Origin of the sequence: Pseudomonas gingeri, assembly GCF_013386115.1 — a bacterium.
Lineage (GTDB): Bacteria > Pseudomonadota > Gammaproteobacteria > Pseudomonadales > Pseudomonadaceae > Aquipseudomonas > Aquipseudomonas gingeri.
This window is the reverse complement of record NZ_JACAOR010000008.1, coordinates 407593-432587: the sequence shown is the minus strand read 5'-3', so window position 1 is coordinate 432587 and position 24995 is coordinate 407593. Positions and strand designations below refer to the sequence as shown.

The following is a 24995-nucleotide window of genomic DNA, read 5'->3' as shown; positions in this document are numbered from 1 at the left end:
CCGAGTATAAACCCGTTACCCGCCGCTCTGATCGACTCTGAACCCGGCACTCGGTTCAGTCCTGGTCACTGAATGTTTCACCGGGCAGCCGGTTCCTGGGCCTGCCACCAGTGGCAGAACTCATCCAGTGCCGCCCACAGGCTGACCTTGGGCTCGTACCCCAGATAATGCCGTGCCCGGCTGATGTCCAAGGTGAAATCTTTGTTCATCACCTGCATCCCGAGTCGCGACAGGGTCGGCTCCGGGCGTCCCGGCCACAGCGCACAGGCCGCTTCGTTCAGCGCCGCGACGCTGTAGGCCAGGCCATAGGAGCGATAGCGCGTGACCTGCGGCACCTGCATCCGGCGCATCACGTAGTTCACCACGTCCCACAGCGGCACCGGCGTACCGTTGCTGATGTTGTAGACCTTGCCCAGGGCCGAGCCACTGGCTTGCAGGCAGCTCAACAGGGCGTCGTTGAGGTTCTGCACACTGGTGAAGTCGACCTTGTTCAGGCCGTTGCCGACAATTGCCAGGCGGCCCTTGCGCTGCATCTTCAGCAGGCGCGGGAAGATGCTCATGTCGCCGGCCCCGGTGACAAAGCGCGGACGCAGGGCGAGGGTCTCCAGGCCGAACTCCTGCGCGCCGAAGACCTTCTGCTCGGCGAGGAACTTGGTCGCCGCATAGGGATGCCGGAAGCGCTTGGGCACCTGTTCCTCGGTCAGTTCCAGGTGCGAGCGGCCGTCGAAGTAGACCGAAGGCGAGGACAGGTGGACCAGGCGTCGCACCTGCTCCTTGAGGCAGGCCTCGACGACGTTTTCGGTGACCAGCACATTGCCCTGGTGAAAATCCTGGTAGCGCCCCCACAGGCCGACGGCACCGGCGCAATGCACCACGATCTCGACATCGCGGCACAGGTCGCGCACCAGTTGCGGGTCGCCGAGGTCGCCCTGGATAAACTCGGCGCCACGGCGTACCAGATGCTCGACGCTCTCGGCCCGGCGGCCATTGACCCGCACGTCATAGCCCTGCTCCAGGGCGCAACGCGCGAAGCGTCCGCCGATAAAGCCGCTTGCGCCGGTGACCAGAATTTTCATGTCGTGCTCCAAATACCTTGATTCGTCTTGCCTGCTACTTAAACGCTGCCCGTCACGCCAGAGGCACCAGCCATTGCGCCGCCGAACGCGCCAGGTGCTCGGTCAAGCGCCCCAGCAACTGACCGCCATTGCGCCAATGATGCCAGTACAAGGGCACATCGACCGGTTTATCTGGAATCAACTCCACCAGCCGACCCCGCGCCAACTGTTCGCGCACCTGCAATTCGGGGACCAGCCCCCAGCCCAGTCCCGCCTCGTTGAGACGCAGAAAACCTTCGGCGGACGGACACAGGTGGTGCTCGAAACCGCCCTCCACGCCCAACGCGGCGAGGTAGCGATGTTGCAGCAGGTCGTCCGGACCGAATACCAGCGCCGGCGACTGTGCCAGCGAGCGGGCATCGACGCCGTCGGGGAAATGCCGGGCGACAAATGCCGGGGTCGCCAGTGCCCGGTAGCGCATGGCCCCGAGCAACAGGCTGCGGGCACCGGCGATCGGCCGCTCGCTGGCACAGACACAGGCCGCCACTTCACCGGCGCGCATGCGCTTGAGGCCGACGGTCTGGTCTTCCACCACCAGATCCAGCAACAGGTGGTGAGCGACACAGAAGTCACCCACCGCCTCGGCCCACCAGGTCGCCAGGCTGTCGGCGTTCAGGGCGATACGCAGGCGATCCGGCAGCCCTTCTTCGTCCAGTGCCGGCACCTGGCCCTGCAGGTCGCGTTCGAGCAGGCGCACTTGCTGCACATGATTGAGCAGACGCCGGCCGATCTCGGTCGGCGACGGCGGCGTCGCGCGCACCAGCACCGGTTGGCCAACCCGCGCCTCCAGCAACTTGATCCGCTGGGAGATCGCCGACTGGGACAAGCCCAGCACCTGTGCCGCCCGCTCGAACCCGGCCTGTTCGACCACGGCGGCCAGGGCGGAGAGCAATTTGTAGTCGAACATCAGTTTTCCTAATGAGCGATCATCAATATTGGTTTCTCTTATACAGGATCCCCCGGGAGAATGCCCGCCAGTACTCTTTGAATGAAGGACAGTGCAATGGCTGGCGAAACCTCCCTGGCAATCCTGTTGCGCAGCATGAGCCCCCACCTCAATGACGGCGACTATGTGTTCTGCTGCATCGCCGACGCCGCCGTGCTCCAGGGTCGCGAGCCCATCGGCAGCTTTCGCGAGCGCGAGGGCCTGACGGTGATTCTCCGCCGTGAAGACGCCGAGGCGCTGGGCCTGCCCTTCGACTACCGCGCGGCCTGGATCACCCTGAACGTGCATTCGGCCCTGGAAGCCGTCGGCCTCACCGCCGCCTTCGCCGGCGCGCTGGGCAAGGCCGGTATCAGTTGCAACGTGATCGCCGGCTACTACCACGATCATCTGTTCGTCGGCCGCGACGACGCCGAACGCGCCATGTCCGTGTTGCAGGACCTGGCCCACCAGGGAGCATGACCCGCATGTGGCAGAGTTATGTGAACGGCCTGCTGGTCGCGGCCGGACTGATCATGGCCATCGGTACGCAGAATGCCTTTGTCCTGGCCCAGAGCCTGCGCCGTGAACACCACGTGCCGGTCGCGGCCCTGTGTGTGGCCTGCGATGCGCTGCTGGTGGCAGCGGGTGTGTTCGGCCTCGCCACGGTGCTGGCCCACAACCCGACGCTGCTGGCGATCGCCCGCTGGGGCGGTGCCGCCTTCCTGCTCTGGTACGGCAGCCTGGCCCTGCGCCGCGCCTGCTCGCGGCAAAGCCTGCAACAGGGCCAGGGCCAGACCGCGCGCTCGTTGCGTGCCGTGCTGCTCAGCGCCCTGGCGGTGACCTTGCTCAACCCCCACGTCTACCTCGACACCGTGCTGCTGATCGGCTCCCTCGGCGCCCAGCAGACCGAACCCGGAGCCTATGTGGTCGGTGCCGCCAGTGCGTCGCTGCTGTGGTTTTTCACCCTGGCCCTGGGCGCGGCCTGGCTGGCTCCATGGCTGGCGCGCCCGGCGACCTGGCGCATCCTCGACCTGCTGGTGGCGGTGATGATGTTCAGCGTGGCGGGCCAACTGATCGGCAGCGCCTGATATCGCCAGGGGCTTTTATTCCAAAAGGCTCTGGAACCTCTATCCCACACAGTTGTTGCGTGGTTAAGCCGCAACCCCGGTGCTATGATCGGAAACCTGCGCCGCAAGGGGTACAAACTCCACGGCGCATAGTTTGGCCGCCCGTGATCGGCCTTGCGCTCACCGCAACTGACCTGATTAGGAGAATAACCATGGCTTTCGAATTGCCACCGCTGCCCTACGCACACGATGCCCTGCAGCCGCACATCTCCAAGGAAACCCTGGAGTTCCACCACGACAAGCACCACAACACCTATGTCGTGAACCTGAACAACCTGGTGCCAGGCACTGAGTTCGAAGGCAAGACCCTGGAAGAAATCGTCAAGTCTTCCTCGGGTGGCATCTTCAATAACGCCGCTCAAGTCTGGAACCACACTTTCTACTGGAACTGCCTGGCGCCAAACGCCGGCGGCCAACCTACCGGCGCACTGGCCGAAGCGATCAACGCTGCGTTCGGTTCGTTCGACAAGTTCAAGGAAGAATTCACCAAGACTTCCGTCGGCACCTTCGGTTCCGGCTGGGGCTGGCTGGTGAAGAAGGCTGACGGTTCCCTGGCCCTGGCCAGCACCATCGGCGCCGGCAACCCGCTGACCAGCGGCGACACCCCGCTGCTGACCTGCGACGTCTGGGAACACGCCTACTACATCGACTACCGCAACGTGCGTCCGAAGTATGTCGAAGCGTTCTGGAACCTGGTGAACTGGAAATTCGTCGCCGAGCAGTTCGAAGGCAAGACCTTCACCGCTTGAGACTGAATCACGCTTGAGAAAGAACCCGGCCTGGCCGGGTTTTTTTATGCCCCGCGGACGCCCCCGTGACCACGGGCGCCCACGACCGATTGTCCCTTGCCGCAACGCCGCCAGGGACTACGCTGAATAATCCGCTAAATTGAATGACACCGCCTCAAGTTACACGGCGCTGCTACGACACAGTACCTATGGCCTGAAAAGGTTCGAGAAGCACATTTCGGCCAAGCCCTAGCATGGATCATCCCCGGTCGCATTGTCCCTTTGACTGCCGGGGCCGGATTGCCAATACTCATGGCAACTTGATGCTACCCGCACGGAACAAGGAATAGCCCTTTGAAGCTGGAACTCAAGAACAGCTTGTCGGTGAAGTTGCTCCGGGTCGTGCTGCTGTCGGCACTGATTGTCGGCGTGGTACTGAGCTGTGCGCAGATCGTCTTCGACGCCTACAAGACCCGCCAGGCGGTCGCCGGTGACGCCCAGCGAATTCTCGACATGTTCCGCGACCCCTCGACCCAGGCCGTCTACAGCCTCGACCGGGAGATGGGCATGCAGGTGATCGAAGGCCTGTTCCAGGACCGCTCCGTGCGCATGGCCTCCATCGGCCACCCCAACGAAGCCATGCTCGCGGAAAAATCCCGCGACCTGCAGACCTCCTCCAGCCGCTGGCTCACCGACCTGATCCTCGGCCAGGAACGCACCTTTACCACGCAACTGGTCGGTCGCGGCCCCTACAGCGAGTATTACGGCGACCTGAGCATCACCCTCGACACCGCCACCTACGGCCAGGGCTTTATCATCAGTTCGGTGATCATCTTCATCTCCGGCGTGCTCCGGGCCCTGCTCATGGGCCTGGTGCTGTACCTGGTCTATCACTGGTTGTTGACCAAGCCGCTGTCGCGAATCATCGAGCACCTGACCAATATCAACCCGGATCGTCCGGCCGCGCACCAGTTGCCCTTGCTCAAGGGCCACGAAAAGAACGAACTGGGTATCTGGATCAACACCGCCAACCAGTTGCTGGCCTCGATCGAACGCAATACCCATTTGCGCCATGAAGCGGAAAACAGCCTGCTGCGCATGGCCCAGTACGACTTTCTCACCGGCCTGCCCAACCGCCAGCAGTTGCAGCAGCAACTGGACAAGATCCTCACCGACGGCGGGCGCCTGCAACGCCGGGTCGCGGTGCTGGTGGTCGGCCTCGATGACTTCAAGGGCATCAACGAACAATTCAGCTACCAGGCCGGCGATCAACTGCTGCTGGCCCTGGCCGATCGCCTGCGCGCCCACAGCGGTCGCCTCGGCGCCCTGGCGCGCCTGGGTGGCGATCAGTTCGCCCTGGTCCAGGCGGATATCGAACAGCCCTACGAGGCCGCCGAACTGGCGCAAAGCATCCTCGATGACCTGGAGGCGCCGTTCGCCCTCGACCACCAGGAAATCCGCCTGCGCGCCACCATCGGCATCACCCTGTTCCCGGAAGATGGCGACAGCACCGAAAAGCTGCTGCAGAAAGCCGAACAGACCATGACCCTGGCCAAGACCCGCTCGCGCAACCGCTACCAGTTCTATATCGCCAGCGTCGACAGCGAAATGCGCCGCCGCCGGGAACTGGAAAAGGACCTGCGCGACGCCCTCAACCGCAACCAGTTCTACCTGGTCTACCAGCCGCAGATCAGCTACCGCGACCACCGCGTGGTCGGCGTCGAGGCATTGATCCGCTGGCAGCACCCGGAACACGGCCTGGTGCCGCCGGACCTGTTCATCCCGCTGGCCGAGCAGAACGGCACCATCATCGCCATCGGCGAGTGGGTGCTGGACCAGGCCTGCCGGCAATTGCGCGAATGGCACGACCAGGGCTTCAGCGACCTGCGCATGGCGGTCAACCTGTCCACCGTGCAGTTGCACCACGCCGAGCTGCCGCGGGTGGTCAACAACCTGCTGCAGATGTACCGCCTGCCGCCGCGCAGCCTGGAACTGGAGGTCACCGAGACCGGCCTGATGGAAGACATCAGCACCGCCGCCCAGCATCTGCTGAGCCTGCGTCGTTCCGGCGCGCTGATCGCCATCGATGACTTCGGCACCGGTTATTCGTCGCTGAGCTATCTCAAGAGCCTGCCGCTGGACAAGATCAAGATCGACAAGAGCTTCGTCCAGGACCTGCTGGACGACGATGACGACGCGACCATCGTGCGGGCGATCATCCAGCTGGGCAAAAGCCTGGGCATGCAGGTCATCGCCGAAGGGGTGGAAACCGTCGAGCAGGAGGCCTACATCATTTCCGAGGGTTGCCATGAAGGCCAGGGCTATCACTACAGCAAGCCGCTGCCGGCGCGCGAGCTGAGTGCCTATCTCAAGCAGGCACAACGCAGCAACGCGGCGATCCTGTGATCCGGATCGTTCCCACGCTCTGCGTGGGAATACCTGACTGGACGCTCTGCGTCCGCTTCAGATCTGTGACGCAGAGCGTCACGGGCTGCATTCCCACGCCGGGCGTGGGAACGATCAGTAAACATTACTAAATATTTCAATAACTAAATCTTTACTCAAATGCAACTCTTTCGCATCATGTGCCGGTTTTGCGTGTCCCCGCGCGCGCCCGTCCAACCTCTCGAAGCAGGATATTCGCCATGATTCGTATGCCTCTGGCCACCGCCAGTCTGTTGGCCATTGCCATTGCCCTCGCCGGCTGCGGCGACAAGGACAAGGAAAAAACCGCCGCCGCCACGCCGACACCCGCCACCACCACCGCCGCGGCCACACCGGCCAGCGACGCCGCCGGCAAGGTTGACGAAGCCGCCGGCAAGGCCGTGGTCGCGCATTACGCCGACATGGTCTTCGCCGTCTACAGCGATGCCGAATCCACCGCGAAAACCCTGCAGAGCGCTGTCGACGCGTTCCTCGCCAAGCCGGACGCCGACACCTTGAAGGCCGCCAAGGCCGCCTGGGTCGCCGCTCGCGTGCCGTACCTGCAGAGCGAAGTGTTCCGCTTCGGCAACACCATCATCGACGACTGGGAAGGCCAGGTGAACGCCTGGCCACTGGACGAAGGCCTGATCGACTACGTCGACGCCTCGTACGAGCACGCGCTGGGCAATCCGGGGGCCACCGCCAATATCATCGCCAACAAGCAGATCCAGATCGGCGAAGACAAGGTCGATGTGAGCGAGATCACCCCGGAAAAACTCGCCGGCCTGAACGAACTGGGCGGTTCCGAAGCCAACGTCGCCACCGGCTACCACGCCATCGAATTCCTGCTCTGGGGCCAGGACCTGAACGGCACCGGCCCGGGCGCCGGCAACCGTCCGGCGTCGGACTACCTGGAAGGCGCCGGTGCCACCGGTGGCCATAACGATCGCCGTCGGGCCTACCTCAAGGCCGTGACCCAGCTGCTGGTCAACGACCTGGAAGAAATGGTCGGCAACTGGAAGCCGAACGTGGCCGACAACTACCGCGCCAGCCTGGAAGCCGAGCCGGCGGAAAGTGGCCTGCGCAAGATGCTGTTCGGCATGGGCAGCCTGTCCCTCGGCGAACTGGCGGGCGAGCGCATGAAGGTATCCCTGGAAGCCAACTCGCCGGAAGACGAGCAGGACTGCTTCAGCGACAACACCCATAACTCGCACTTCTACGACGCCAAGGGCATCCGCAACGTCTACCTGGGCGAATACACCCGCACCGACGGCACCAAGCTGACCGGCCCGAGCCTGTCGTCGCTGGTGGCAAAAGCCGATCCGGCCGCCGATACAGCGCTCAAGGGCGACCTGGAAGCGACCGAAGCGAAGATCCAGATCATGGTCGACCACGCCAACAAGGGTGAGCATTACGACCAGTTGATCGCCGCCGGCAACGACGCGGGCAACAAGATCGTCCGCGACGCCATCGCCGCGCTGGTCAAGCAGACCGGTTCGATCGAACAGGCCGCCGCCAAGCTGGGCATCAGCGACCTGAACCCGGACAACGCCGATCACGAGTTCTGATCTGCACTCGGCGCAAGACTTGTGGGAGCCGGCTTGCCGGCGATGAGGCCGGCAAGTCTTGCATAGATCTTGCGGACGCCATCGCCGGCAAGCCGGCTCCCACAGGGGTCGGTTTGCAACGAAGAACCTGCTGCAGATCAGGCAAATGCCGATTGCGCTGATTCCATACACCCTGGCCTGATAAACTTCGCGCCCTGTCTTGAAGCCTGCTCCGGATGCCGATGCCCTCGCTGCCCCTCCGCCTGTCGTCGTTGCTCCTGGTCCTGGGCCTGAGCGCCTGCGATGACGCGCCGCGCTTTACCAAGCCCGAGCCCGGCGAGGCACGTTCAGGTGGCAGCACCACCGTGCGCAAGACCGATCGCAATGCCTTTTCCCTGCCGGCGGCCAACCTGTCGCCAACCCGCCGCCTGGAATTCAGTGTCGGCAACAGTTTCTTCCGCAGCCCCTGGGTGATCGCCCCTTCGACCACCACCGCACGCGACGGCCTGGGCCCGCTGTTCAACACCAACGCTTGCCAGAACTGCCATATCAAGGACGGCCGCGGCCACCCGCCGGAACCCGGCTCGGACAATGCCGTGTCGATGCTGGTACGCCTGTCGATCCCCGATACACCGGCCTATGCGCGCCTGATCGAGCAACAGGGCGTGGTCCCCGAACCGGTCTATGGAGGCCAGTTGCAGGACATGGCGATTCCCGGCGTCACCCCGGAAGGCAAGGTGCGGGTCGAATACGATCCCGTGCCGGTACGGTTCAAGGACGGCAGCGAAGTCGAACTGCGCAAGCCGCGCCTGCTGATCACCCAGCTGGGCTACGGCCCGATGCATCCGGACACGCGTTTTTCCGCCCGTGTCGCCCCACCGATGATCGGCCTGGGCTTGCTGGAAGCCATTCCCGAGGAAGCCATCCTCGCCAATGCCAGGGAGCAGCAAGGCTACGGCGTCGCCGGGCGGCCGAACCGGGTCTGGGACGATGCCCTGCAAAAGACCGTGCTGGGACGTTTTGGCTGGAAAGCCGGGCAACCGAACCTCAATCAACAGAATGTTCACGCGTTTTCTGGTGATATGGGCCTGACCACGACCCTGAGACCCTTCGATGACTGTACTGCGAGCCAGACCGCCTGCCGCACAGCTCCTAATGGCAACGGCGCGGACGGCGAACAGGAAGTCAGCGACAATATCCTGCGCCTGGTGCTGTTCTACACCCGCAACCTGGCGGTGCCGGCCCGACGGGACGTCGGTGCGCCGCAAGTGCTGGCCGGCAAGAACCTGTTCTACCAGGCCGGCTGCCAGGCCTGTCATACGCCCCAGTTCACCACGGCGACCACGGCGGTCGAGCCCGAGCTGGCCGGCCAGGTGATCCGCCCCTACAGCGATCTGCTGCTGCATGACATGGGCCCTGGGTTGGCGGACAACCGCAGCGAGTTCCAGGCCGGTGGCCGCGACTGGCGCACCCCGCCGTTGTGGGGGATCGGCCTGACCGCCACCGTCAGCGGCCATACCCAGTTCCTGCATGACGGCCGCGCCCGCAACCTCATGGAAGCGGTGCTCTGGCATGGCGGCGAAGCCTTGCCGGCCCAGCAACGCGTGTTGTCGTTCAATGCCGAGCAGCGTGCCGCGCTGCTGGCTTTCCTGAATTCCTTATAAGATTTCTCTAAAAGAGAGGACACGGACATGTTCCGCCCCAAACTGTTGTTCACCAGCCTCGCCGCCCTCGCCCTCGGTGCCTGTTCGCCGCAGGACCCACAGGCCGTGACCTCGGCCGCCATCGCCAAGCAGGTGATCCTGCCGACCTACAGCCGCTGGGTCGAGGCCGACCGCCAACTGGCGATCAGCGCCCTGGCCTTCTGCCAGGGCAAGGAGAGCCTGGACACCGCCCGCGCCGATTTCCTCCATGCGCAGAAAGCCTGGGCCGAGTTGCAGCCCCTGCTGATCGGCCCGCTGGCCGAAGGCAATCGTTCCTGGCAGGTGCAGTTCTGGCCGGACAAGAAAAACCTCGTGGGACGCCAGGTCGAGCAACTGGTCACCGCCCAGCCGCAGGTCGATGCCGCCGCCCTGGCCAAATCCAGCGTGGTGGTCCAGGGCCTGTCGGCCTATGAATACATCCTGTTCGACAGCAAGATCGACATGGCCGACAGCGCCCAGAAAGCCCGTTACTGCCCATTGCTGACAGCCATCGGCGAGCGCCAGAAAACCCTCGCCGAAGAGATCCTGTCGAGCTGGAACAGCAACGACGGCATGCTCGCGCAGATGAGCAAGTTCCCGAACCAGCGCTATGCCGATTCCCACGAAGCCATCGCCGATCTGCTGCGGGTCCAGGTGACCGCGCTGGATACCCTGAAGAAGAAGCTCGGCACACCGATGGGCCGCCAGACCAAGGGCATTCCGCAGCCGTTCCAGGCCGACGCCTGGCGCAGCCAGTCGTCGCTGCAAGGCCTGGAGGCCAGCCTGGCCGCTGCCCGCACCGTCTGGGTCGGGGTCGACAACAAGGGCCTGCGCGGCCTGCTGCCGGCCGAGCAGAAGCCGCTGGCCGACAAGATCGACGCCGCCTATGCCGCGTCCCTGAAGCTGTTCGCCAGCAACCAGCGCTCGCTGACCGACATGCTCGGCGACGACGCCGGGCGCCAGCAGCTCAACGACCTCTATGACAGCCTCAACGTCGTCCACCGCCTGCACGAAGGCGAACTGGCCAAGGCGCTGGGCATCCAACTGGGCTTCAATGCCAACGACGGTGACTGATGATGTTGCGACGCCAGGCCCTGACCCTCGGTAGCCTCCTGCTCAGCGCGATCACCCTGGGTGGCTGGACGCTGTTCCGACAAAAAGGCAAAAGCCCGCTGCTGCTTTCCGCCCGCGATGACAGCGAGGGCGGGCACTACGCCGTGGGCTATCGACTGGATGGCAAGCAGGTCTTCGCGACCCGGGTCGGCCAGCGTTGCCACGACATCATCAATCATCCGACCCTGCCCCTGGCGCTGTTCGTCGCGCGTCGCCCCGGTACCGAGAGCTACCTGGTCGACCTGCGCGACGGGCGCCTGCTGCAGACGATCGTCTCGCAGCCTAACCGGCACTTCTACGGCCATGCGGTGATCCACAAGAGTGGCGACTGGCTGTATGCGACCGAGAACGACACCCGCGATCCGGGCCGTGGCCTGCTCGGCGTGTACAGGTTCGAAGGTGAGCGGCTGGTGCACAGCGGGGAAATCTCCACCCATGGCATCGGTCCGCACCAGGTGTCGTGGATGCCCGACGGCGAGACCCTGATCGTCGCCAACGGCGGCATCCGCACCGAGGCCGAAAGCCGGGTCGAGATGAACCTCGACGCCATGGAGCCGAGCCTGGTGCTGATGCAGCGCGACGGCACCCTGCTGAGCAAGGAAACCCTGGCCCAGCAGATGAACAGCGTGCGCCATCTCGGCGTGGCCAGCGACGGCACCATCGTCGCCGGCCAGCAATTCATGGGACCGTCCCACGAATCGTCGGAACTGCTGGCGATCAAGCGCCCCGGCCAGCCCTTTGTCGCTTTTCCGGTGGCCGAGCAGCAGTTGCAGGCCATGGGGCACTACACCGCCAGCGTCGCCGTGCACAGCGAGCTGCGCCTGGTGGCGCTGACCGCGCCGCGGGGCAACCGGTTCTTTATCTGGGACCTGGACAGCGCCGCGCTGCGCCTGGATGCGCCGCTGCCGGATTGTGCCGGGGTCGGCGCGGTCGCCGATGGTTTTGTCGTCACGTCAGGACAGGGTCGCTGCCGTTTCTACGATTGCCGCCGACAAGAACTGAGTGCGCAACCGCTGGATCTGCCCGCGGGGCTCTGGGACAACCATCTGCACCTGGCGTAGACCTCACGGGCCTCTTCGTCGCAACGCCGCCCAGGCCAAACCCACTCCCACAAGTGTCATGTCGTACGCAAAGTGTGCATACGACGCTACCCCTGTGGGAGTGGGCTTGCCCACGAAGACGTCGGCACAGCCCCCCTTCTCAAGCCACGGTATTGGCGTAATATCTGACGGTATAGTTGCATGGCGACGCCTGGGTGCGGGCAGTATCGTGCTGGGCGGTTGTTCGACCTCCCTCTAGCCTCGTCTTCCAAGGAACCGGAATATGCTGCGTCGCCGCATGCTGATCATGTTGGGTATCGTCCTCCTGGTCGTACTGGCACTCGCCGGTTACAAGGCCTTCTCGATCTACAGGCAGATCCAGGTATTCGCCGCGCCCAAGCCACCGATCAATGTCGCGGCCGTCACCGCGAGCGCGCAGCCCTGGCAGAACCGCCTGCCCTCGGTGGGCACGCTCAAGGCCCTGCAAGGGGTCAACCTCAGCCTGGAGATCGCCGGGACGGTCAAGGCCGTGCAGTTCGAGTCGGGGCAGAAGGTCAAGGCCGGGCAACCCATCGTCCAGCTCGACAGCGATGTCGAAAGCGCCCTGCTGGAAACCGCCCAGGCCGACCTCGGGCTGGCGCAACTGGACTACGGCCGCGGCGCCCAGCTGGTCGGCAGCCAGGCAATTTCCCGGGGCGAGTTCGACCGGCTCTCGGCGGTGCTGCAAAAGAACAAGGCCACGGTCAATCAGCTCAAGGCGGCCCTGGCGAAGAAAAAGATCGTCGCGCCCTTCAGCGGCACCATCGGTATCCGCCAGGTGGATGTCGGCGACTACCTCGCCAGCGGCACGGTGATCGCCACGCTGCAGGACCTGAGCAGCCTGTATGTCGATTTCTATGTCCCCGAGCAGTTCGTGCCCAAGCTGGCGGTCGGCCAGCCACTGCAATTGAGCGTGGGCGCCTACGCCGGGGAAAACTTCCCCGGCAGCCTCAGCGCCATCAATCCCAAGGTCGATGAAACCACCCGCAACGTGCTGGTGCGCGCCACCCTGGCCAACCCCGACGGCAAGCTGTTGCCCGGCATGTTCGCCAATCTCCAGGTGCTGCTGCCCGACCCGCAGTCCTATGTGGTGATCCCGGAAAGCGCGGTCGCCTACACGCTCTACGGCAACTCGGTGTATGTCGTGACACAGAAGAAGGCCGAGGACGGCAGCCTCGAAAAAGCCTCCGACGGCCAGCCGGTGCTGATTGCCGAGCGGCGCTTCATCGAAACCGCCGAACGCCGTGACGGCCTGGTGAAAGTCATCAAGGGGCTCAAGGACGGTGAGCAGGTGGTCAGCGGCGGCCAGCTGAAACTGGACAATGGCGCGCACATCGCCATCAGCGCGGACAAGACGGCACCGGCGGCGAACCCGCCCGCTCCGGCGAACTGATCAGGGAGTCGAGCATGGCCTTTACCGATCCGTTCATTCGTCGCCCGGTGCTTGCCAGTGTGGTCAGCCTGCTGATCATCCTGCTGGGGTTCCAGGCCTACAGCAAACTGCCGCTGCGCCAGTACCCGCAGATGGAAAACGCCCTGATCACGGTGACCACCGCCTACCCCGGGGCCAATGCCGAGACCATCCAGGGCTATATCACCCAGCCGTTGCAACAGAGCCTGGCGAGTGCCGAGGGCATCGACTACATGACGTCGGTCAGTCGGCAGAACTTCTCGGTGATCTCGATCTACGCCCGGATCGGCTCCAACAGCGACCGGCTATTCACCGAGTTGCTGGCCAAGGCCAACGAGGTCAAGAACCAGTTGCCGCAGGACGCCGAGGACCCGGTGCTGAGCAAGGAAGCCGCCGATGCCTCGGCGCTGATGTACATCAGTTTCTTCAGCGACCAGTTGAGCAATCCGCAGATCACCGACTACCTGTCGCGGGTGATCCAGCCCAAGCTGGCGACCCTGCCGGGCATGGCCGAGGCGGAAATTCTCGGCAACCAGGTGTTCGCCATGCGCCTGTGGCTGGACCCGGTGAAGCTGGCCGGGTTCGGCCTGAGCGCCGCGGACGTGACCAACGCCGTGCGCCGGTACAACTTCCTGTCCGCCGCCGGCGAGGTCAAGGGCGAGTACGTGGTGACCAGCATCAACGCCAGCACCGAGCTGAAATCCGCCGAGGCCTTCGCGGCGATTCCACTCAAGACTTCCGGTGACAGCCGGGTCCTGCTCAGCGACGTGGCGCGGGTGGAGATGGGCGCGGAAAACTACGACACCGTCAGTTCCTTCGGCGGCACGCCATCGGTGTATATCGGCATCAAGGCCACCCCCGGCGCCAACCCGCTGGATGTGATCAAGGAAGTGCGCAAGATCATGCCGGAGCTGGAAGCGCAGCTACCGACCAACCTCAAGGCGGAAATCGCCTATGACGCCACCCTGTTCATCCAGGCGTCGATCAACGAAGTGGTGAAGACCCTCTTCGAAGCCGTGCTGATCGTGATAGTGGTGGTGTTCCTGTTCCTCGGCGCCCTGCGCTCGGTGGTGATCCCGGTGATCACCATTCCGCTGTCGATGGTCGGCGTGCTGTTCTTCATGCAACTGATGGGCTATTCGATCAACCTGCTGACCCTGCTGGCGATGGTGCTGGCCATCGGCCTGGTGGTGGACGATGCGATCGTCGTGGTGGAGAACATCCACCGCCATATCGAGGAAGGCAAGACACCGCTGGACGCCGCCCTCGAAGGCGCGCGGGAGATCGCAGTGCCGGTGGTGTCGATGACCATCACCCTGGCGGCGGTCTACGCCCCCATCGGCTTCCTGCAGGGCCTGACAGGGGCGCTGTTCAAGGAGTTCGCCCTGACCCTGGCGGGGGCGGTGGTGATCTCCGGGGTGGTCGCCCTGACGCTGTCGCCGATGATGTGCGCCCTGCTGCTGCGCCACGATGAAAACCCGTCGGGCCTGTCGCACCGCCTCGACCAGTTGTTCGAGCGCCTGAAGCGGCGCTACCAGAAGATCCTCCACGGCACCCTCAACACGCGGCCGGTGGTGGTGGTCTTCGCGGTCATCATCCTGTGCCTGATTCCGCTGTTGTTGAAGTTCACCCAATCGGAACTGGCGCCCAACGAGGACCAGGGCATCATCTTCATGATGGCCACCGCACCGCAGCCGACCAACCTGAACTACCTGAACACCTACACCGACGAGTTCATCACGATCTTCAAGGAGTTCCCGGAGTACTACTCATCGTTCCAGATCAATGGTTTCAACGGCGTGCAGTCGGGGATCGGCGGCTTCCTGCTCAAGCCCTGGAACGAGCGCAAACGCACGCAGATGCAGATCCTCCCCGAGGTCCAGGGCAAGCTGGCGGGCATCACCGGGCTGCAGATCTTCGGCTTCAACCTGCCGTCGCTGCCGGGTACCGGCGAGGGCCTGCCCTTCCAGTATGTGCTCAATACACCGAACGACTACAGCGCCCTGCTGGACGTCGCCGGCCGGATCAAGAAACGCGCGCTGGAGTCCGGCAAGTTCGCCTTTCTCGATATCGACCTGGCCTTCGACAAGCCGGAAGTCGTGGTCGATATCGACCGGGCCAAGGCGGCGCAGATGGGCGTCTCGATGCAGGACCTGGGCGGCACCCTGGCGACCCTGCTCGGTGAGGCGGAGATCAACCGCTTTACCCTGGAGGGTCGCAGCTACAAGGTGATCGCCCAGGTCGAACGCGCCTATCGGGACAATCCCGACTGGCTGAACAACTATTACGTGAAGAACAGCGAAGGCAAGCTGCTGCCGCTGTCGACCCTGATCAAGGTCTCGGACCGCGCCCGTCCCCGCCAGCTGAACCAGTTCCAGCAACTGAACTCGGCGATTATCTCCGGGGTGCCCATCGTCAGCATGGGCGAAGCCATCGCAACCATTCGCCAGATCGCCGCCGAAGAGGCACCCGTGGGGTTTGCCAGCGACTATGCCGGCGCCACGCGTCAGTTCGTCCAGGAAGGCAGCGCCCTGTGGGTCACCTTCGGCCTGGCCCTGGCGATCATCTTCCTGGTGCTGGCCGCGCAGTTCGAGAGTTTCCGCGACCCGCTGGTGATCCTGGTGACGGTGCCCCTGTCGATCTGCGGCGCACTGATCCCGCTGTTCCTCGGCTGGTCGAGCATGAACATCTACACCCAGGTGGGCCTGGTGACCCTGATCGGGCTGATCAGCAAGCACGGGATCCTGATCGTCGAGTTCGCCAACCAGTTGCGCAAGGACAAGGGGTTGTCAGCCCGCGAAGCCGTCGAGGAGGCCGCGGCGATCCGCCTGCGTCCGGTGCTGATGACCACGGCGGCGATGGTGTTCGGGATGGTGCCACTGATCCTCGCCAGCGGCGCCGGGGCAGTCAGTCGCTTTGATATCGGCACGGTGATCGCCACCGGGATGTCGGTGGGGACGTTGTTCACGCTGTTCGTGCTGCCATGCGTGTACAGCCTGCTGGCGAAGAAGGACTTGTAGGAAGCCGGCTTGCTGGCGATGGCGTCCGGATGGACGCAGCAAGCCCCAAGGGCCTCATCGCCGGCAAGCCGGCTCCCACAGTTTTTTGGGCAAGGCGATATTTTGCCGTGAGGCACCTATTGTAGGAGCCGGCTTGCTGACGATGGCGTCCGGATGGACGCAGCAAGGCTCAAGAGCCCTATCGCCGGCAAGCCGGCTCCCACAGTTTTTTGGCAGGACGATATTTTGCCGTGAGGCACCTATTGTAGGAGCCGGCTTGCTGGCGATGGCGTCCGGGTGGACGCAGCAAGGCTCAAGGGCCTCATCGCCGGCAAGCCGGCTCCCACAGTTTTTTGGGCAAGGCGATATTTTGCCGTGAGGCACCTATTGTAGGAGCCGGCTTGCTGGCGATGGCGCCCGGATGGACGCAGCAAGGCTCAAGGGCCTCATCGCCGGCAAGCCGGCTCCCACAAGGTCCGTGCAGGTATTGGTCGCCGCTCCGTTACTGGAACAACGACTCGCTGGACAGGCCGTTCTTCTCGAGGATCTCGCGCAGGCGCTTGAGACCTTCGACCTGGATCTGCCGCACCCGCTCACGGGTCAGGCCGATCTCCAGGCCAACGTCCTCCAGCGTGCTGCTCTCGTGGCCGCGCAGGCCGAAGCGGCGTACCACCACCTCACGCTGCTTGTCGGTCAGCTCGGACAGCCACTGGTCGATACTCTGGGACAGGTCGTCGTCCTGCAACAGCTCGCAGGGATCGGTCGGCCGGTCATCCGTCAGGGTATCGAGCAACGTCTTGTCCGAGTCCGGGCCGAGGGAGACGTCCACCGAGGAGACCCGCTCGTTCAGGCCCAGCATGCGCTTGACCTCCCCGACCGGTTTTTCCAGCAGGTTGGCGATCTCTTCGGGGGACGGTTCGTGATCGAGCTTCTGGGTCAGCTCGCGGGCCGCCCGCAGATAGACGTTGAGTTCCTTGACCACATGAATCGGCAGGCGGATGGTCCGGGTCTGATTCATGATCGCCCGTTCAATCGTCTGTCGGATCCACCAGGTGGCATAGGTTGAAAAGCGGAAGCCGCGTTCCGGGTCGAATTTCTCGACCGCCCGGATCAGTCCGAGGTTGCCCTCTTCGATCAGATCCAGCAGGGAAAGCCCACGATTGACATAACGTCGGGCGATTTTCACCACCAGGCGCAGGTTGCTTTCGATCATGCGCTTGCGTCCGGCCGGATCGCCGCTTTGCGACAGACGCGCAAAATGGACTTCTTCTTCCGGGGACAACAAAGGGGAGAAACCGATTTCATTGAGGTACAACTGGGTCGCGTCCAGGGCCCGGGTGTAGTCAATGTACTTGTGCTGTTTGAGCGCAGCAGCGTTTTTGGTCTTGGCACGAACTGGGGGTGGAGAACTGTCGTCCTCCGGCATCATATCCATGACAATGTCGGAGTCCATAAGGAGCACCTCATCGTCGATGTCAAACCCCGGCGCTTCTTTACTGAGAGCCATTGTTATAGTCCTTTGGTGAGTTCGACCTCAAGCTCAAGCGGCGCCTTTATCCTTGGCAACGCTGGAGCCTGTTCCCTCTACGTCATGAGAACAGGCTGGTAAACGGATCAACGACGCGGCAGGAATTGCAATGGATCTACGGGCTTGCCCTGGCGGCGAATCTCAAAGTGCAGTTTCACCCGGTCTGTACCAGTTGATCCCATCTCGGCAATTGTCTGTCCGACTTTGACCTGCTGCCCCTCCCGAACCAACAGCCGACGGTTGTGACCGTAGGCACTGACGTAAGTATCGCTGTGTTTGATGATGACCAGCTCGCCGTAGCCCCGCAACCCACTCCCGGCGTAAACCACTGACCCATCAGACGCAGCTAAAACAGGCTGTCCCAAATCCCCGGCGATATCAATACCTTTATTCAAACTACCGTTTGAAGAGAATTTTCCAATCAAAACGCCGTTCGAAGGCCATGCCCAGCCCTTCGGCGCGGGCCCTGGCGGTGGTGTCGGCGTGGCCGCGGCGGTCGGTGCCGGGGCCGCCGCGGGCGTCCCGGCAGCCGTCGCCGGACGCCGGGTAACCGTGGTTTTGCTGAAGGATGAACTCGACGATGTGGTGGTCGTCGACGTCGCCACCGCCGGCGTTGAATTTGAACGGCTGTCGAAGCGAATCGCCTGACCGACGTGAATGGTGTAGGGCTCGGGAATATTGTTGCGCGCGGCCAGGGCTTTCCAGTCCCAGCCGTAGCGAAAGGCGATCGAGAACAAGGTATCGCCCCGAACCACCACGTGCTGGCCGGTGGTGGTCATCGGTCGTTGCGGTGCGGCACTGGCAGGGCTGCTCGCGTTGCCATTGCGATCCACGACGCGCACGCCGTTCTTCGAAGCACTGGAGCAACCAGCCAGTAAAGCACTGAGGGCAAGACCGATCATCAGGCGCTGAACGCTTGTTTTACCCATACGCTGCCGAATGACTGTGAGACTCACCCGCCGCTCCCTTTGTGTTGGCTGAAATGAATATAGAGTGCCCGTACAGGCGGTCGTGTGCGCAAGTATAACTGGCCGTTGGAATTTTACGGACAGCAAAGCCCGATAAGCGACTCTCTTGTACGGTTCGACAGTGAAACTCGACACACTTTTAAACACATACTGTCTGCAAGGTCCGGCCCTATGACCGACAACGTTCAACAGAATTCAGCGTGCCGCTTAAACAAATGCAACAAATGCAATCAATGCTCAGGCCAGGGGCCCGTTGAGCAACGGCACGAAACGTACCGCCCCCAGTACATGCCGGGAAAATCCATGTTCCTCGCGCACGATCAGCATCAGTTGCTGGACTTCACCCGCCCCGACCGGAATCACCAGGCGCCCGCCCGGAGCCAGCTGATCGAGCAGCGCCTGGGGAACATCGGTGGCCACGGCGGTGACGATGATGCCGTTGTACGGAGCCAATGCCGGCCAGCCTTCCCAGCCGTCGCCCCAGCGGAATACCACGTTGCGCAGGTTGAGTTCGACCAGGCGCTCTTTGGCACGGTCCTGCAGGACCTTGATCCGCTCGACCGAAAATACCCGCTCGACCAGTTGCGAAAGGACGGCGGTCTGGTAGCCGGAGCCGGTGCCGATCTCCAGCACCTTGTCCAGCGGCCCCGCCTCCAGCAGCAGCTCGCTCATGCGCGCCACCATGTAAGGCTGGGAGATGGTCTGGTTGTGGCCGATCGGTAGCGCGGTGTCTTCGTACGCACGGTGGGCCAGCGCTTCGTCGACGAACAGATGGCGCGGGGTCCGGCGGATCACTTCCAGCACCTGGGCGTTGGACAGGCCTTCTTCGTAAAGCCGCTGGATCAGGCGCTCGCGGGTTCTCTGCGACGTCATGCCGATTCCGCCGCGCAGCAAATCGTTTTCACGCGCCATCAGGCAAGCCCCTCCAGCCAACCGTCGAGGCTACTGAAGGCATCGTTGAACGTGCGGTCCAGTTGCAGCGGTGTCACCGAAACGAAGCCTTGCATCAGCGCGTGGAAATCCGTGCCCGGACCACCGTCCTCCACATCGCCGGCCGCGGCGATCCAGTAGCCGGCCTTGCCCCGTGGGTTGACTTCGAGGATCGGCTTCGCCGCCCGGGCCCGGTGGCCCAGGCGGGTCAGCTGGATACCACGGATATGCTCCAGCGGCAGGTTCGGTACGTTGACGTTGAGCACCGTGCGCGGTGGCAGGCGCAATCCTTCATGAGCCTCTACCAGCAAGCGCGCGAAATGCGCGGCGGTCGCCAGGTTATCGAGCTGGCGCGAGGCCAGCGAGAAGGCAAACGAGGTCCGCGCGAGGAAACGCCCTTCGAGCGCCGCGGCGACCGTGCCGGAGTACAGCACGTCATCGCCCAGGTTGGCGCCCAGGTTGATACCCGATACCACCATGTCCGGCTCCTGCTCCAGCAGGCCGTTGAGCCCCAGGTGCACGCAGTCGGTAGGCGTCCCGTTGAGGCTGATGAAGCCATTGGGCAAGGTGTGTGGATGCAGCGGACGATCGAGGGTCAGCGAACTGCTGGCACCGCTTTTGTCCTGGTCCGGGGCAATCACCCGGCACTCGGCATAATCCGCCAGCGCAGCATGAAGCGCGGCGAGACCGGGTGCAAAAACCCCATCGTCGTTGGAAATCAGAATACGCATGAGCTGTCCGTCTGCCCTACCGGCACCAGATCAACGAGCTCGCGCACCAGAACAGTGGCGAAGCATCCGGCCGGCAGGACGAATTCCAGTTGCAGAATGTCAGGCTCGGGATAATGCCACGTCAGCCCGCCAATGGGCAGCCGCAGGATGCGACGTTCGTGCTCCATTCCCGCCTTCACCAGCCATTGGCACAGGTCGGCTTCACGGGCGGCGACGGCCTGCTCCAGTTCGAAGGTCGCGCCGGTCGCCGGCGACGGCCCTTCGCCCCACTGCGGACCGGTCGGGTGCAGGTCGAGAATCGCCAGGCGCGGATCGCCGCACTCGGCTTCGCCGGCCGGGAAAAAACTGCGGCTGTCGGTGAAGGCCAGCAGGTCGCCGACCTGGGCACGATTCCAGCTGCCATCGGCGACCCGCGCCGCCAGCACCTGGTTGAACAGGTAGCTGCGGGCGGTGGACAGCAGCCGCGAACGCACATTGCGTTGCTCGGGCAGAGCCTGGCGGGCGGCGTAGGTGCGCGCCTCGCCGAGGTTGCCGCCCTGGTGGCCGAAGCGCTGGGCGCCGAAATAGTTGGGGATACCCTGCCGGCTGATCTGCTCGAGACGTTGCTGCAGGCCGTCCTTGTCCGCCGCCAATTGGCTCAGGCGCAAGGTGAAACCGTTGGCCGCATGGGCTCCGCGGTGCAACTTGCGCTTGTGGCGCACGCTCTTGAGGATCTGCAGGGTATCGTTCTGCGCCGCGCCCATGTCCGGGTCGGCCTTGCCCGGCAGCTGGATGCTGAACCATTGCCGGGTGAGCGCCTGGCGGTCCTTCAGGCCCGCGTAGCTGACGGTACGCAAGGGGACGCCGGCCGCCTTGGCCAGGCGCCGGGCGGCTTCCTCGGTGTTCAGGCCCCGTTTTTCGACCCACAACCACAGGTGCTCGCCGTCGCCGGACAAGGGGATGTCGAGGACTTCATCAACCTGGAAATCCTCCGCGGTGGCCTTGAGCACCGCACGGCCCAGGGCATCACCATGGGCACGGGGGCCCAGCAGTTCCAGTTCCGTCATGCGCGCAGCAACAAGGCAACGGAATGCACCGCGATGCCTTCTTCCCGCCCGGTGAAGCCGAGCTTTTCAGTGGTGGTGGCTTTTACGTTCACTTGATCCAACTCAACTTCAAGATCCGCGGCGATCAGCGCGCGCATCGATTCAATATGCGGGGCCATTTTCGGCGCCTGGGCAACGATGGTGTTGTCGACATTGCCGACCTTCCAGCCCTTGGCCTTGAGCAGCGATACCACGTGGCGCAGCAGCACGCGGCTGTCGGCACCTTTATAGGTGGGATCGGTGTCCGGGAAATGTTTGCCGATGTCCCCCAGTGCCGCCGCACCCAGCAGCGCGTCACTCAGGGCATGCAGCAACACGTCGCCGTCGGAGTGAGCCAGCAATCCGTGGTGGTGTGCGATCCGCACGCCGCCCAGAGTGATGAAGTCGCCTTCGGCGAAACGGTGCACATCATAGCCGTGGCCAATACGCATAAAAAAACGCCCCGATTTAGTCAGGGCGTGATTCTACCTATTTTGTCCGACATTAGGTTCTCGTACGAGAATTAGCCTGAGCGAGCGCCGACAATTATCGTGCAGAACCTGCGCCAAGCGCTTCGCTGTGATGCACCAGATGGTCTTCGATGAAGCTGGCGATGAAGAAATAGCTGTGGTCGTAGCCCGGCTGCATGCGCAGGATCAGCGGATGCTGCGCCAGGCGGGCGGCCTGTTGCAGGGCTTCGGGCTTGAGCTGGTTGGCCAGGAAATCATCCCGGTCACCCTGATCCACCAGGATCGGCAGCTTTTCACCCGCCTCGCTGATCAGCGCACAGGCATCCCACTCACGCCAGCGCGAGCGCTCTTCTCCCAGGTAGCGCGAGAAGGCCTTCTGTCCCCACGGGCAATCCATCGGATTGCTGATCGGGGAGAATGCCGACAGCGACTGGTAACGCCCTGGATTGCGCAGCGCACAGACCAACGCCCCATGGCCGCCCATGGAATGACCGCTGATACCGCGCTTGTCGGAAGCCGGGAAATGCGCCTCGACCAGGGCTGGCAGCTCATGCACCACATAGTCGTGCATCCGGTAGTTGCGCGCCCAGGGCTCCTGCGTGGCATTGAGGTAGAAGCCGGCGCCGAGACCGAAGTCCCAGGCATTCTCGGGATCGCCCGGGACACCCGGGCCACGCGGGCTGGTGTCCGGCGCGACGATGATCAGCCCCAGTTGCGCGGCCATGCGCTGGGCGCCGGCCTTGTGCATGAAGTTTTCATCGGTGCAGGTCAGCCCGGACAACCAGTACAGCACCGGCAGCTTGACGCCCTGCTCCGCCTGCGGTGGCAGATAGACGGCGAATACCATGTCGCAACCGAGGACTTCGGAATGATGCTTGTAGCGTTTATGCCAGCCGCCGAAGCTTTTCTGGCAGGAAAGGTTTTCCAGGCTCATGAGCAACCTCAGAAATGGATGACGGTGCGGATGCTCTTGCCTTCATGCATCAGGTCGAATGCCTTGTTGATATCTTCCAGGCCCATGGTGTGGGTGATGAAGGTATCCAGCGGGATCTCGCCCTTCTGCGCCATCTCGACATAGCTCGGCAACTCGCTGCGCCCACGCACGCCGCCGAAGGCCGAACCGCGCCAGACGCGACCGGTCACCAGCTGGAACGGACGGGTGGCGATTTCCTGGCCCGCACCGGCCACGCCGATGATCACCGACTCGCCCCAGCCCTTGTGGCAGCACTCCAGTGCCGCGCGCATCAGTTGCACATTGCCGATGCACTCGAAGGAGAAATCCACGCCGCCGTCGGTCATGTCGACGATGACTTCCTGGATCGGCCGGTCGAAGTCCTTGGGATTCACGCAATCGGTAGCGCCCAGCTGCCGGGCGATCTCGAACTTGGCCGGGTTGATGTCGATGGCGATGATGCGTGCCGCCTTGGCCTTGACCGCGCCGATCACCGCCGACAGGCCGATGCCGCCGAGGCCGAAGATCGCCACGGTGTCACCCGGCTTGACCTTGGCGGTATTGATCACCGCGCCGATCCCGGTGGTGACGCCGCAACCCAGCAGGCAGACCTTTTCCAGCGGCGCTTCCTTGGCGATCTTGGCCACGGAGATTTCCGGCAGGACGGTGTACTCGGAGAAGGTCGAGGTGCCCATGTAGTGGAAAATGGTCTCGCCTTTGTAGGAGAAGCGCGAAGTGCCGTCCGGCATCAGGCCCTTGCCCTGGGTGGCACGAATCGCCTGGCAGAGGTTGGTCTTGCCCGACAGGCAGAATTTGCACTTGCCGCACTCCGGGGTGTACAGCGGAATGACGTGGTCGCCGACGGCCACCGAGGTCACGCCCTCGCCAATGGCTTCGACAATCGCCCCGCCTTCGTGGCCGAGGATCGCCGGGAAGATGCCTTCCGGGTCGGCACCGGACAGGGTGTAGGCGTCGGTGTGGCAGACGCCGGAGGCCACGACACGCAACAGCACCTCGCCGGCCTTGGGCAGGGCGACATCGACTTCGACGATTTCCAGAGGCTTTTTCGCCTCGAAGGCAACGGCAGCACGTGACTTGATCATCCAGCAACTCCTGAAAAGTGAATGCGAAAGACTGGAGTGTAAATCATCGTCCATTGATGAATAATCCGAGCAAAAGCAAAACATTATTGCCATACAGGGATAATCAGATGAGCGAGAACCGCTGGGAAGGCATCGACGAGTTTGTCGCCGTGGCCGAGTGCAGCCAGTTCACCGCCGCCGCGGAACGCCTGGGAGTGTCCTCGTCGCATATCAGCCGGCAGATCGCCCGGCTGGAGGAGCGCTTGCAGACCCGCCTGCTGTATCGCAGCACCCGCCGCGTGACGCTGACCGAAGCCGGCCAGACCTTCCTGCAACATTGCCAGCGCCTGCAGGACGGTCGCGAAGAAGCCCTGCGGGCGGTGGGCGACCTCAACAGCGAACCCAAGGGCATGTTGCGCATGACCTGTGCCGTGGCCTACGGCGAACGCTTTATCGTGCCGCTGGTGACCGCTTTCATGGGCCTGTATCCGCAGCTGCGAGTGGACATCGAGTTGAGCAACCGCACCCTGGACCTGGTCCATGAGGGGCTGGATCTGGCGATCCGCCTGGGTCGCCTGCAGGATTCGCGGCTGGTGGCGACCCGGCTGGCGCCACGACGGATGTACCTATGCGCATCGCCCTCCTACCTGGAGCGTTATGGTCGCCCCCACAGCCTCTCGGAACTGAGCCGGCACAACTGCCTGATCGGCAGTTCGGATATCTGGCAACTGGCCCAGGACGGGCGCGAGTTTTCCCAGCGGGTACAGGGCAACTGGCGCTGCAACAGCGGGCAGGCGGTGCTGGATGCGGCATTGCAGGGGGTCGGTCTGTGCCAGTTGCCCGACTATTACGTGCTCGAGCACTTGCAGAACGGTCACCTGGTTTCCCTGCTGGAGGCCCACCAGCCACCCAATACCGCGGTGTGGGCGCTGTACCCGCAACAACGGCACCTGTCACCGAAGGTGCGCAAGCTGGTGGATTATCTCAAGGAGGGGTTGGCCAAACGGCCCGAGTACGCCGTTTGATCGACGCCTGTAAATACCCTCTTGAGATCAACGCAGTCTCTGTAGGAGCTGGCTTGCTGGCGATGAGGGCAGAGCGTCTTGCATCGATCTTGCGG

The 24995-nt window shown here is 63.5% G+C and carries 21 protein-coding genes; 11 read left to right on the top strand and 10 right to left on the bottom strand.

The genetic code is table 11. The annotated features are described in order from the left end of the window. Positions 1-77: 77 nt before the first annotated feature. A complete protein-coding gene (locus HX881_RS17890) occupies positions 78-1076 on the bottom strand; it encodes an NAD-dependent epimerase/dehydratase family protein (protein ID WP_177085747.1) in 999 nt (332 codons plus the stop codon). Positions 1077-1128: 52 nt separating this feature from the next. After that, entirely contained in the window at positions 1129-2022 is an 894-nt protein-coding gene (locus HX881_RS17885) for a LysR family transcriptional regulator ArgP (protein WP_017125971.1), read from the bottom strand. 96 nt (positions 2023-2118) lie between these two features. Here HX881_RS17885 and HX881_RS17880 point away from each other — a divergent pair, with 96 nt between their 5' ends. The 10 genes from HX881_RS17880 to HX881_RS17835 all read left to right on the top strand — a co-directional run bounded on the left by HX881_RS17880 (position 2119) and on the right by HX881_RS17835 (position 16171). Next, positions 2119-2520, top strand: coding sequence for an ACT domain-containing protein (locus tag HX881_RS17880; RefSeq protein ID WP_017125972.1), 402 nt, complete (start codon positions 2119-2121; stop codon positions 2518-2520). 5 nt (positions 2521-2525) lie between these two features. Next, positions 2526-3128, top strand: coding sequence for a LysE/ArgO family amino acid transporter (locus HX881_RS17875; RefSeq protein WP_017125973.1), 603 nt, complete (start codon positions 2526-2528; stop codon positions 3126-3128). A gap of 191 nt (positions 3129-3319) precedes the next feature. Continuing rightward, complete coding sequence (locus HX881_RS17870; protein WP_017125974.1) at positions 3320-3916, top strand: superoxide dismutase; 597 nt, start codon at positions 3320-3322, stop codon at positions 3914-3916. A gap of 333 nt (positions 3917-4249) precedes the next feature. Further along, on the top strand, positions 4250-6301 hold the full coding sequence (locus HX881_RS17865; protein ID WP_017125975.1) for a putative bifunctional diguanylate cyclase/phosphodiesterase: 2052 nt from the start codon (positions 4250-4252) through the stop codon (positions 6299-6301). 239 nt (positions 6302-6540) lie between these two features. Next, positions 6541-7887, top strand: coding sequence for an imelysin family protein (locus HX881_RS17860; RefSeq protein WP_177085745.1), 1347 nt, complete (start codon positions 6541-6543; stop codon positions 7885-7887). A gap of 221 nt (positions 7888-8108) precedes the next feature. Further along, complete coding sequence (locus HX881_RS17855) at positions 8109-9530, top strand: di-heme oxidoreductase family protein (protein WP_177085743.1); 1422 nt, start codon at positions 8109-8111, stop codon at positions 9528-9530. Between the two features lie 27 nt (positions 9531-9557). Next, positions 9558-10622, top strand: coding sequence for an imelysin family protein (locus HX881_RS17850; RefSeq protein ID WP_017125977.1), 1065 nt, complete (start codon positions 9558-9560; stop codon positions 10620-10622). 2 nt (positions 10623-10624) lie between these two features. Further along, the gene (locus HX881_RS17845; RefSeq protein ID WP_042935350.1) at positions 10625-11722 is read left to right on the top strand and encodes a DUF1513 domain-containing protein; all 1098 of its coding nucleotides are present in this window, start codon (positions 10625-10627) and stop codon (positions 11720-11722) included. Positions 11723-11984: 262 nt separating this feature from the next. After that, positions 11985-13133: an efflux RND transporter periplasmic adaptor subunit gene (locus tag HX881_RS17840; protein WP_177085741.1), complete on the top strand. Its 1149-nt coding sequence runs from the start codon at positions 11985-11987 to the stop codon at positions 13131-13133. 14 nt (positions 13134-13147) lie between these two features. Further along, entirely contained in the window at positions 13148-16171 is a 3024-nt protein-coding gene (locus HX881_RS17835) for a multidrug efflux RND transporter permease subunit (RefSeq protein WP_177085739.1), read from the top strand. Between the two features lie 481 nt (positions 16172-16652). On the opposite strand, the gene rpoS is transcribed toward HX881_RS17835, so the two are convergent. The 8 genes from rpoS to HX881_RS17795 form a co-directional block, all read right to left on the bottom strand. Next, positions 16653-17657 (bottom strand): RNA polymerase sigma factor RpoS, encoded by a 1005-nt coding sequence (rpoS, locus tag HX881_RS17830; RefSeq protein WP_017127149.1) that lies wholly within the window; start codon positions 17655-17657, stop codon positions 16653-16655. 107 nt (positions 17658-17764) lie between these two features. After that, positions 17765-18634, bottom strand: a complete 870-nt coding sequence (locus tag HX881_RS17825) for a peptidoglycan DD-metalloendopeptidase family protein (protein ID WP_177085737.1) — start codon at positions 18632-18634, stop codon at positions 17765-17767. A gap of 249 nt (positions 18635-18883) precedes the next feature. Beyond that, positions 18884-19519, bottom strand: coding sequence for a protein-L-isoaspartate(D-aspartate) O-methyltransferase (locus HX881_RS17820; protein WP_161796107.1), 636 nt, complete (start codon positions 19517-19519; stop codon positions 18884-18886). 38 nt (positions 19520-19557) lie between these two features. After that, complete coding sequence (surE, locus tag HX881_RS17815; RefSeq protein ID WP_017127145.1) at positions 19558-20307, bottom strand: 5'/3'-nucleotidase SurE; 750 nt, start codon at positions 20305-20307, stop codon at positions 19558-19560. After that, positions 20295-21353 (bottom strand): tRNA pseudouridine(13) synthase TruD, encoded by a 1059-nt coding sequence (gene truD, locus HX881_RS17810; protein WP_177085735.1) that lies wholly within the window; start codon positions 21351-21353, stop codon positions 20295-20297. The genes surE and truD overlap by 13 nt, the downstream gene beginning before the upstream one ends. Next, the gene (gene ispF / locus HX881_RS17805) at positions 21350-21823 is read right to left on the bottom strand and encodes a 2-C-methyl-D-erythritol 2,4-cyclodiphosphate synthase (RefSeq protein ID WP_177063321.1); all 474 of its coding nucleotides are present in this window, start codon (positions 21821-21823) and stop codon (positions 21350-21352) included. Before ispF ends, truD begins: the two co-directional genes overlap by 4 nt. A gap of 94 nt (positions 21824-21917) precedes the next feature. Next, the gene (gene fghA, locus HX881_RS17800) at positions 21918-22781 is read right to left on the bottom strand and encodes an S-formylglutathione hydrolase (RefSeq protein WP_177085733.1); all 864 of its coding nucleotides are present in this window, start codon (positions 22779-22781) and stop codon (positions 21918-21920) included. 2 nt (positions 22782-22783) lie between these two features. Further along, on the bottom strand, positions 22784-23896 hold the full coding sequence (locus tag HX881_RS17795) for an S-(hydroxymethyl)glutathione dehydrogenase/class III alcohol dehydrogenase (RefSeq protein ID WP_017127141.1): 1113 nt from the start codon (positions 23894-23896) through the stop codon (positions 22784-22786). Positions 23897-24003: 107 nt separating this feature from the next. Between HX881_RS17795 and HX881_RS17790 the strand changes: the two genes are divergently transcribed. Further along, positions 24004-24900: a LysR substrate-binding domain-containing protein gene (locus HX881_RS17790; protein ID WP_177085731.1), complete on the top strand. Its 897-nt coding sequence runs from the start codon at positions 24004-24006 to the stop codon at positions 24898-24900. Positions 24901-24995 lie beyond the last annotated feature (95 nt).

Bases quoted from the DNA above. Each gene is read 5' to 3' on its own strand.
- rpoS (WP_017127149.1), bottom strand. From the start codon at position 17,657: ATGGCTCTCAGTAAAGAAGCGCCGGGGTTTGACATCGACGATGAGGTG.
- HX881_RS17790 (WP_177085731.1), top strand. From the start codon at position 24,004: ATGAGCGAGAACCGCTGGGAAGGCATCGACGAGTTTGTCGCCGTGGCC.
- HX881_RS17840 (WP_177085741.1), top strand. From the start codon at position 11,985: ATGCTGCGTCGCCGCATGCTGATCATGTTGGGTATCGTCCTCCTGGTC.
- HX881_RS17870 (WP_017125974.1), top strand. From the start codon at position 3,320: ATGGCTTTCGAATTGCCACCGCTGCCCTACGCACACGATGCCCTGCAG.
- HX881_RS17850 (WP_017125977.1), top strand. From the start codon at position 9,558: ATGTTCCGCCCCAAACTGTTGTTCACCAGCCTCGCCGCCCTCGCCCTC.
- HX881_RS17860 (WP_177085745.1), top strand. From the start codon at position 6,541: ATGATTCGTATGCCTCTGGCCACCGCCAGTCTGTTGGCCATTGCCATT.
- HX881_RS17885 (WP_017125971.1), bottom strand. From the start codon at position 2,022: ATGTTCGACTACAAATTGCTCTCCGCCCTGGCCGCCGTGGTCGAACAG.
- truD (WP_177085735.1), bottom strand. From the start codon at position 21,353: ATGACGGAACTGGAACTGCTGGGCCCCCGTGCCCATGGTGATGCCCTG.
- HX881_RS17890 (WP_177085747.1), bottom strand. From the start codon at position 1,076: ATGAAAATTCTGGTCACCGGCGCAAGCGGCTTTATCGGCGGACGCTTC.
- HX881_RS17820 (WP_161796107.1), bottom strand. From the start codon at position 19,519: ATGACGTCGCAGAGAACCCGCGAGCGCCTGATCCAGCGGCTTTACGAA.
- surE (WP_017127145.1), bottom strand. From the start codon at position 20,307: ATGCGTATTCTGATTTCCAACGACGATGGGGTTTTTGCACCCGGTCTC.
- HX881_RS17880 (WP_017125972.1), top strand. From the start codon at position 2,119: ATGGCTGGCGAAACCTCCCTGGCAATCCTGTTGCGCAGCATGAGCCCC.
- HX881_RS17845 (WP_042935350.1), top strand. From the start codon at position 10,625: ATGTTGCGACGCCAGGCCCTGACCCTCGGTAGCCTCCTGCTCAGCGCG.
- ispF (WP_177063321.1), bottom strand. From the start codon at position 21,823: ATGCGTATTGGCCACGGCTATGATGTGCACCGTTTCGCCGAAGGCGAC.
- HX881_RS17795 (WP_017127141.1), bottom strand. From the start codon at position 23,896: ATGATCAAGTCACGTGCTGCCGTTGCCTTCGAGGCGAAAAAGCCTCTG.
- HX881_RS17835 (WP_177085739.1), top strand. From the start codon at position 13,148: ATGGCCTTTACCGATCCGTTCATTCGTCGCCCGGTGCTTGCCAGTGTG.
- HX881_RS17875 (WP_017125973.1), top strand. From the start codon at position 2,526: ATGTGGCAGAGTTATGTGAACGGCCTGCTGGTCGCGGCCGGACTGATC.
- HX881_RS17855 (WP_177085743.1), top strand. From the start codon at position 8,109: ATGCCCTCGCTGCCCCTCCGCCTGTCGTCGTTGCTCCTGGTCCTGGGC.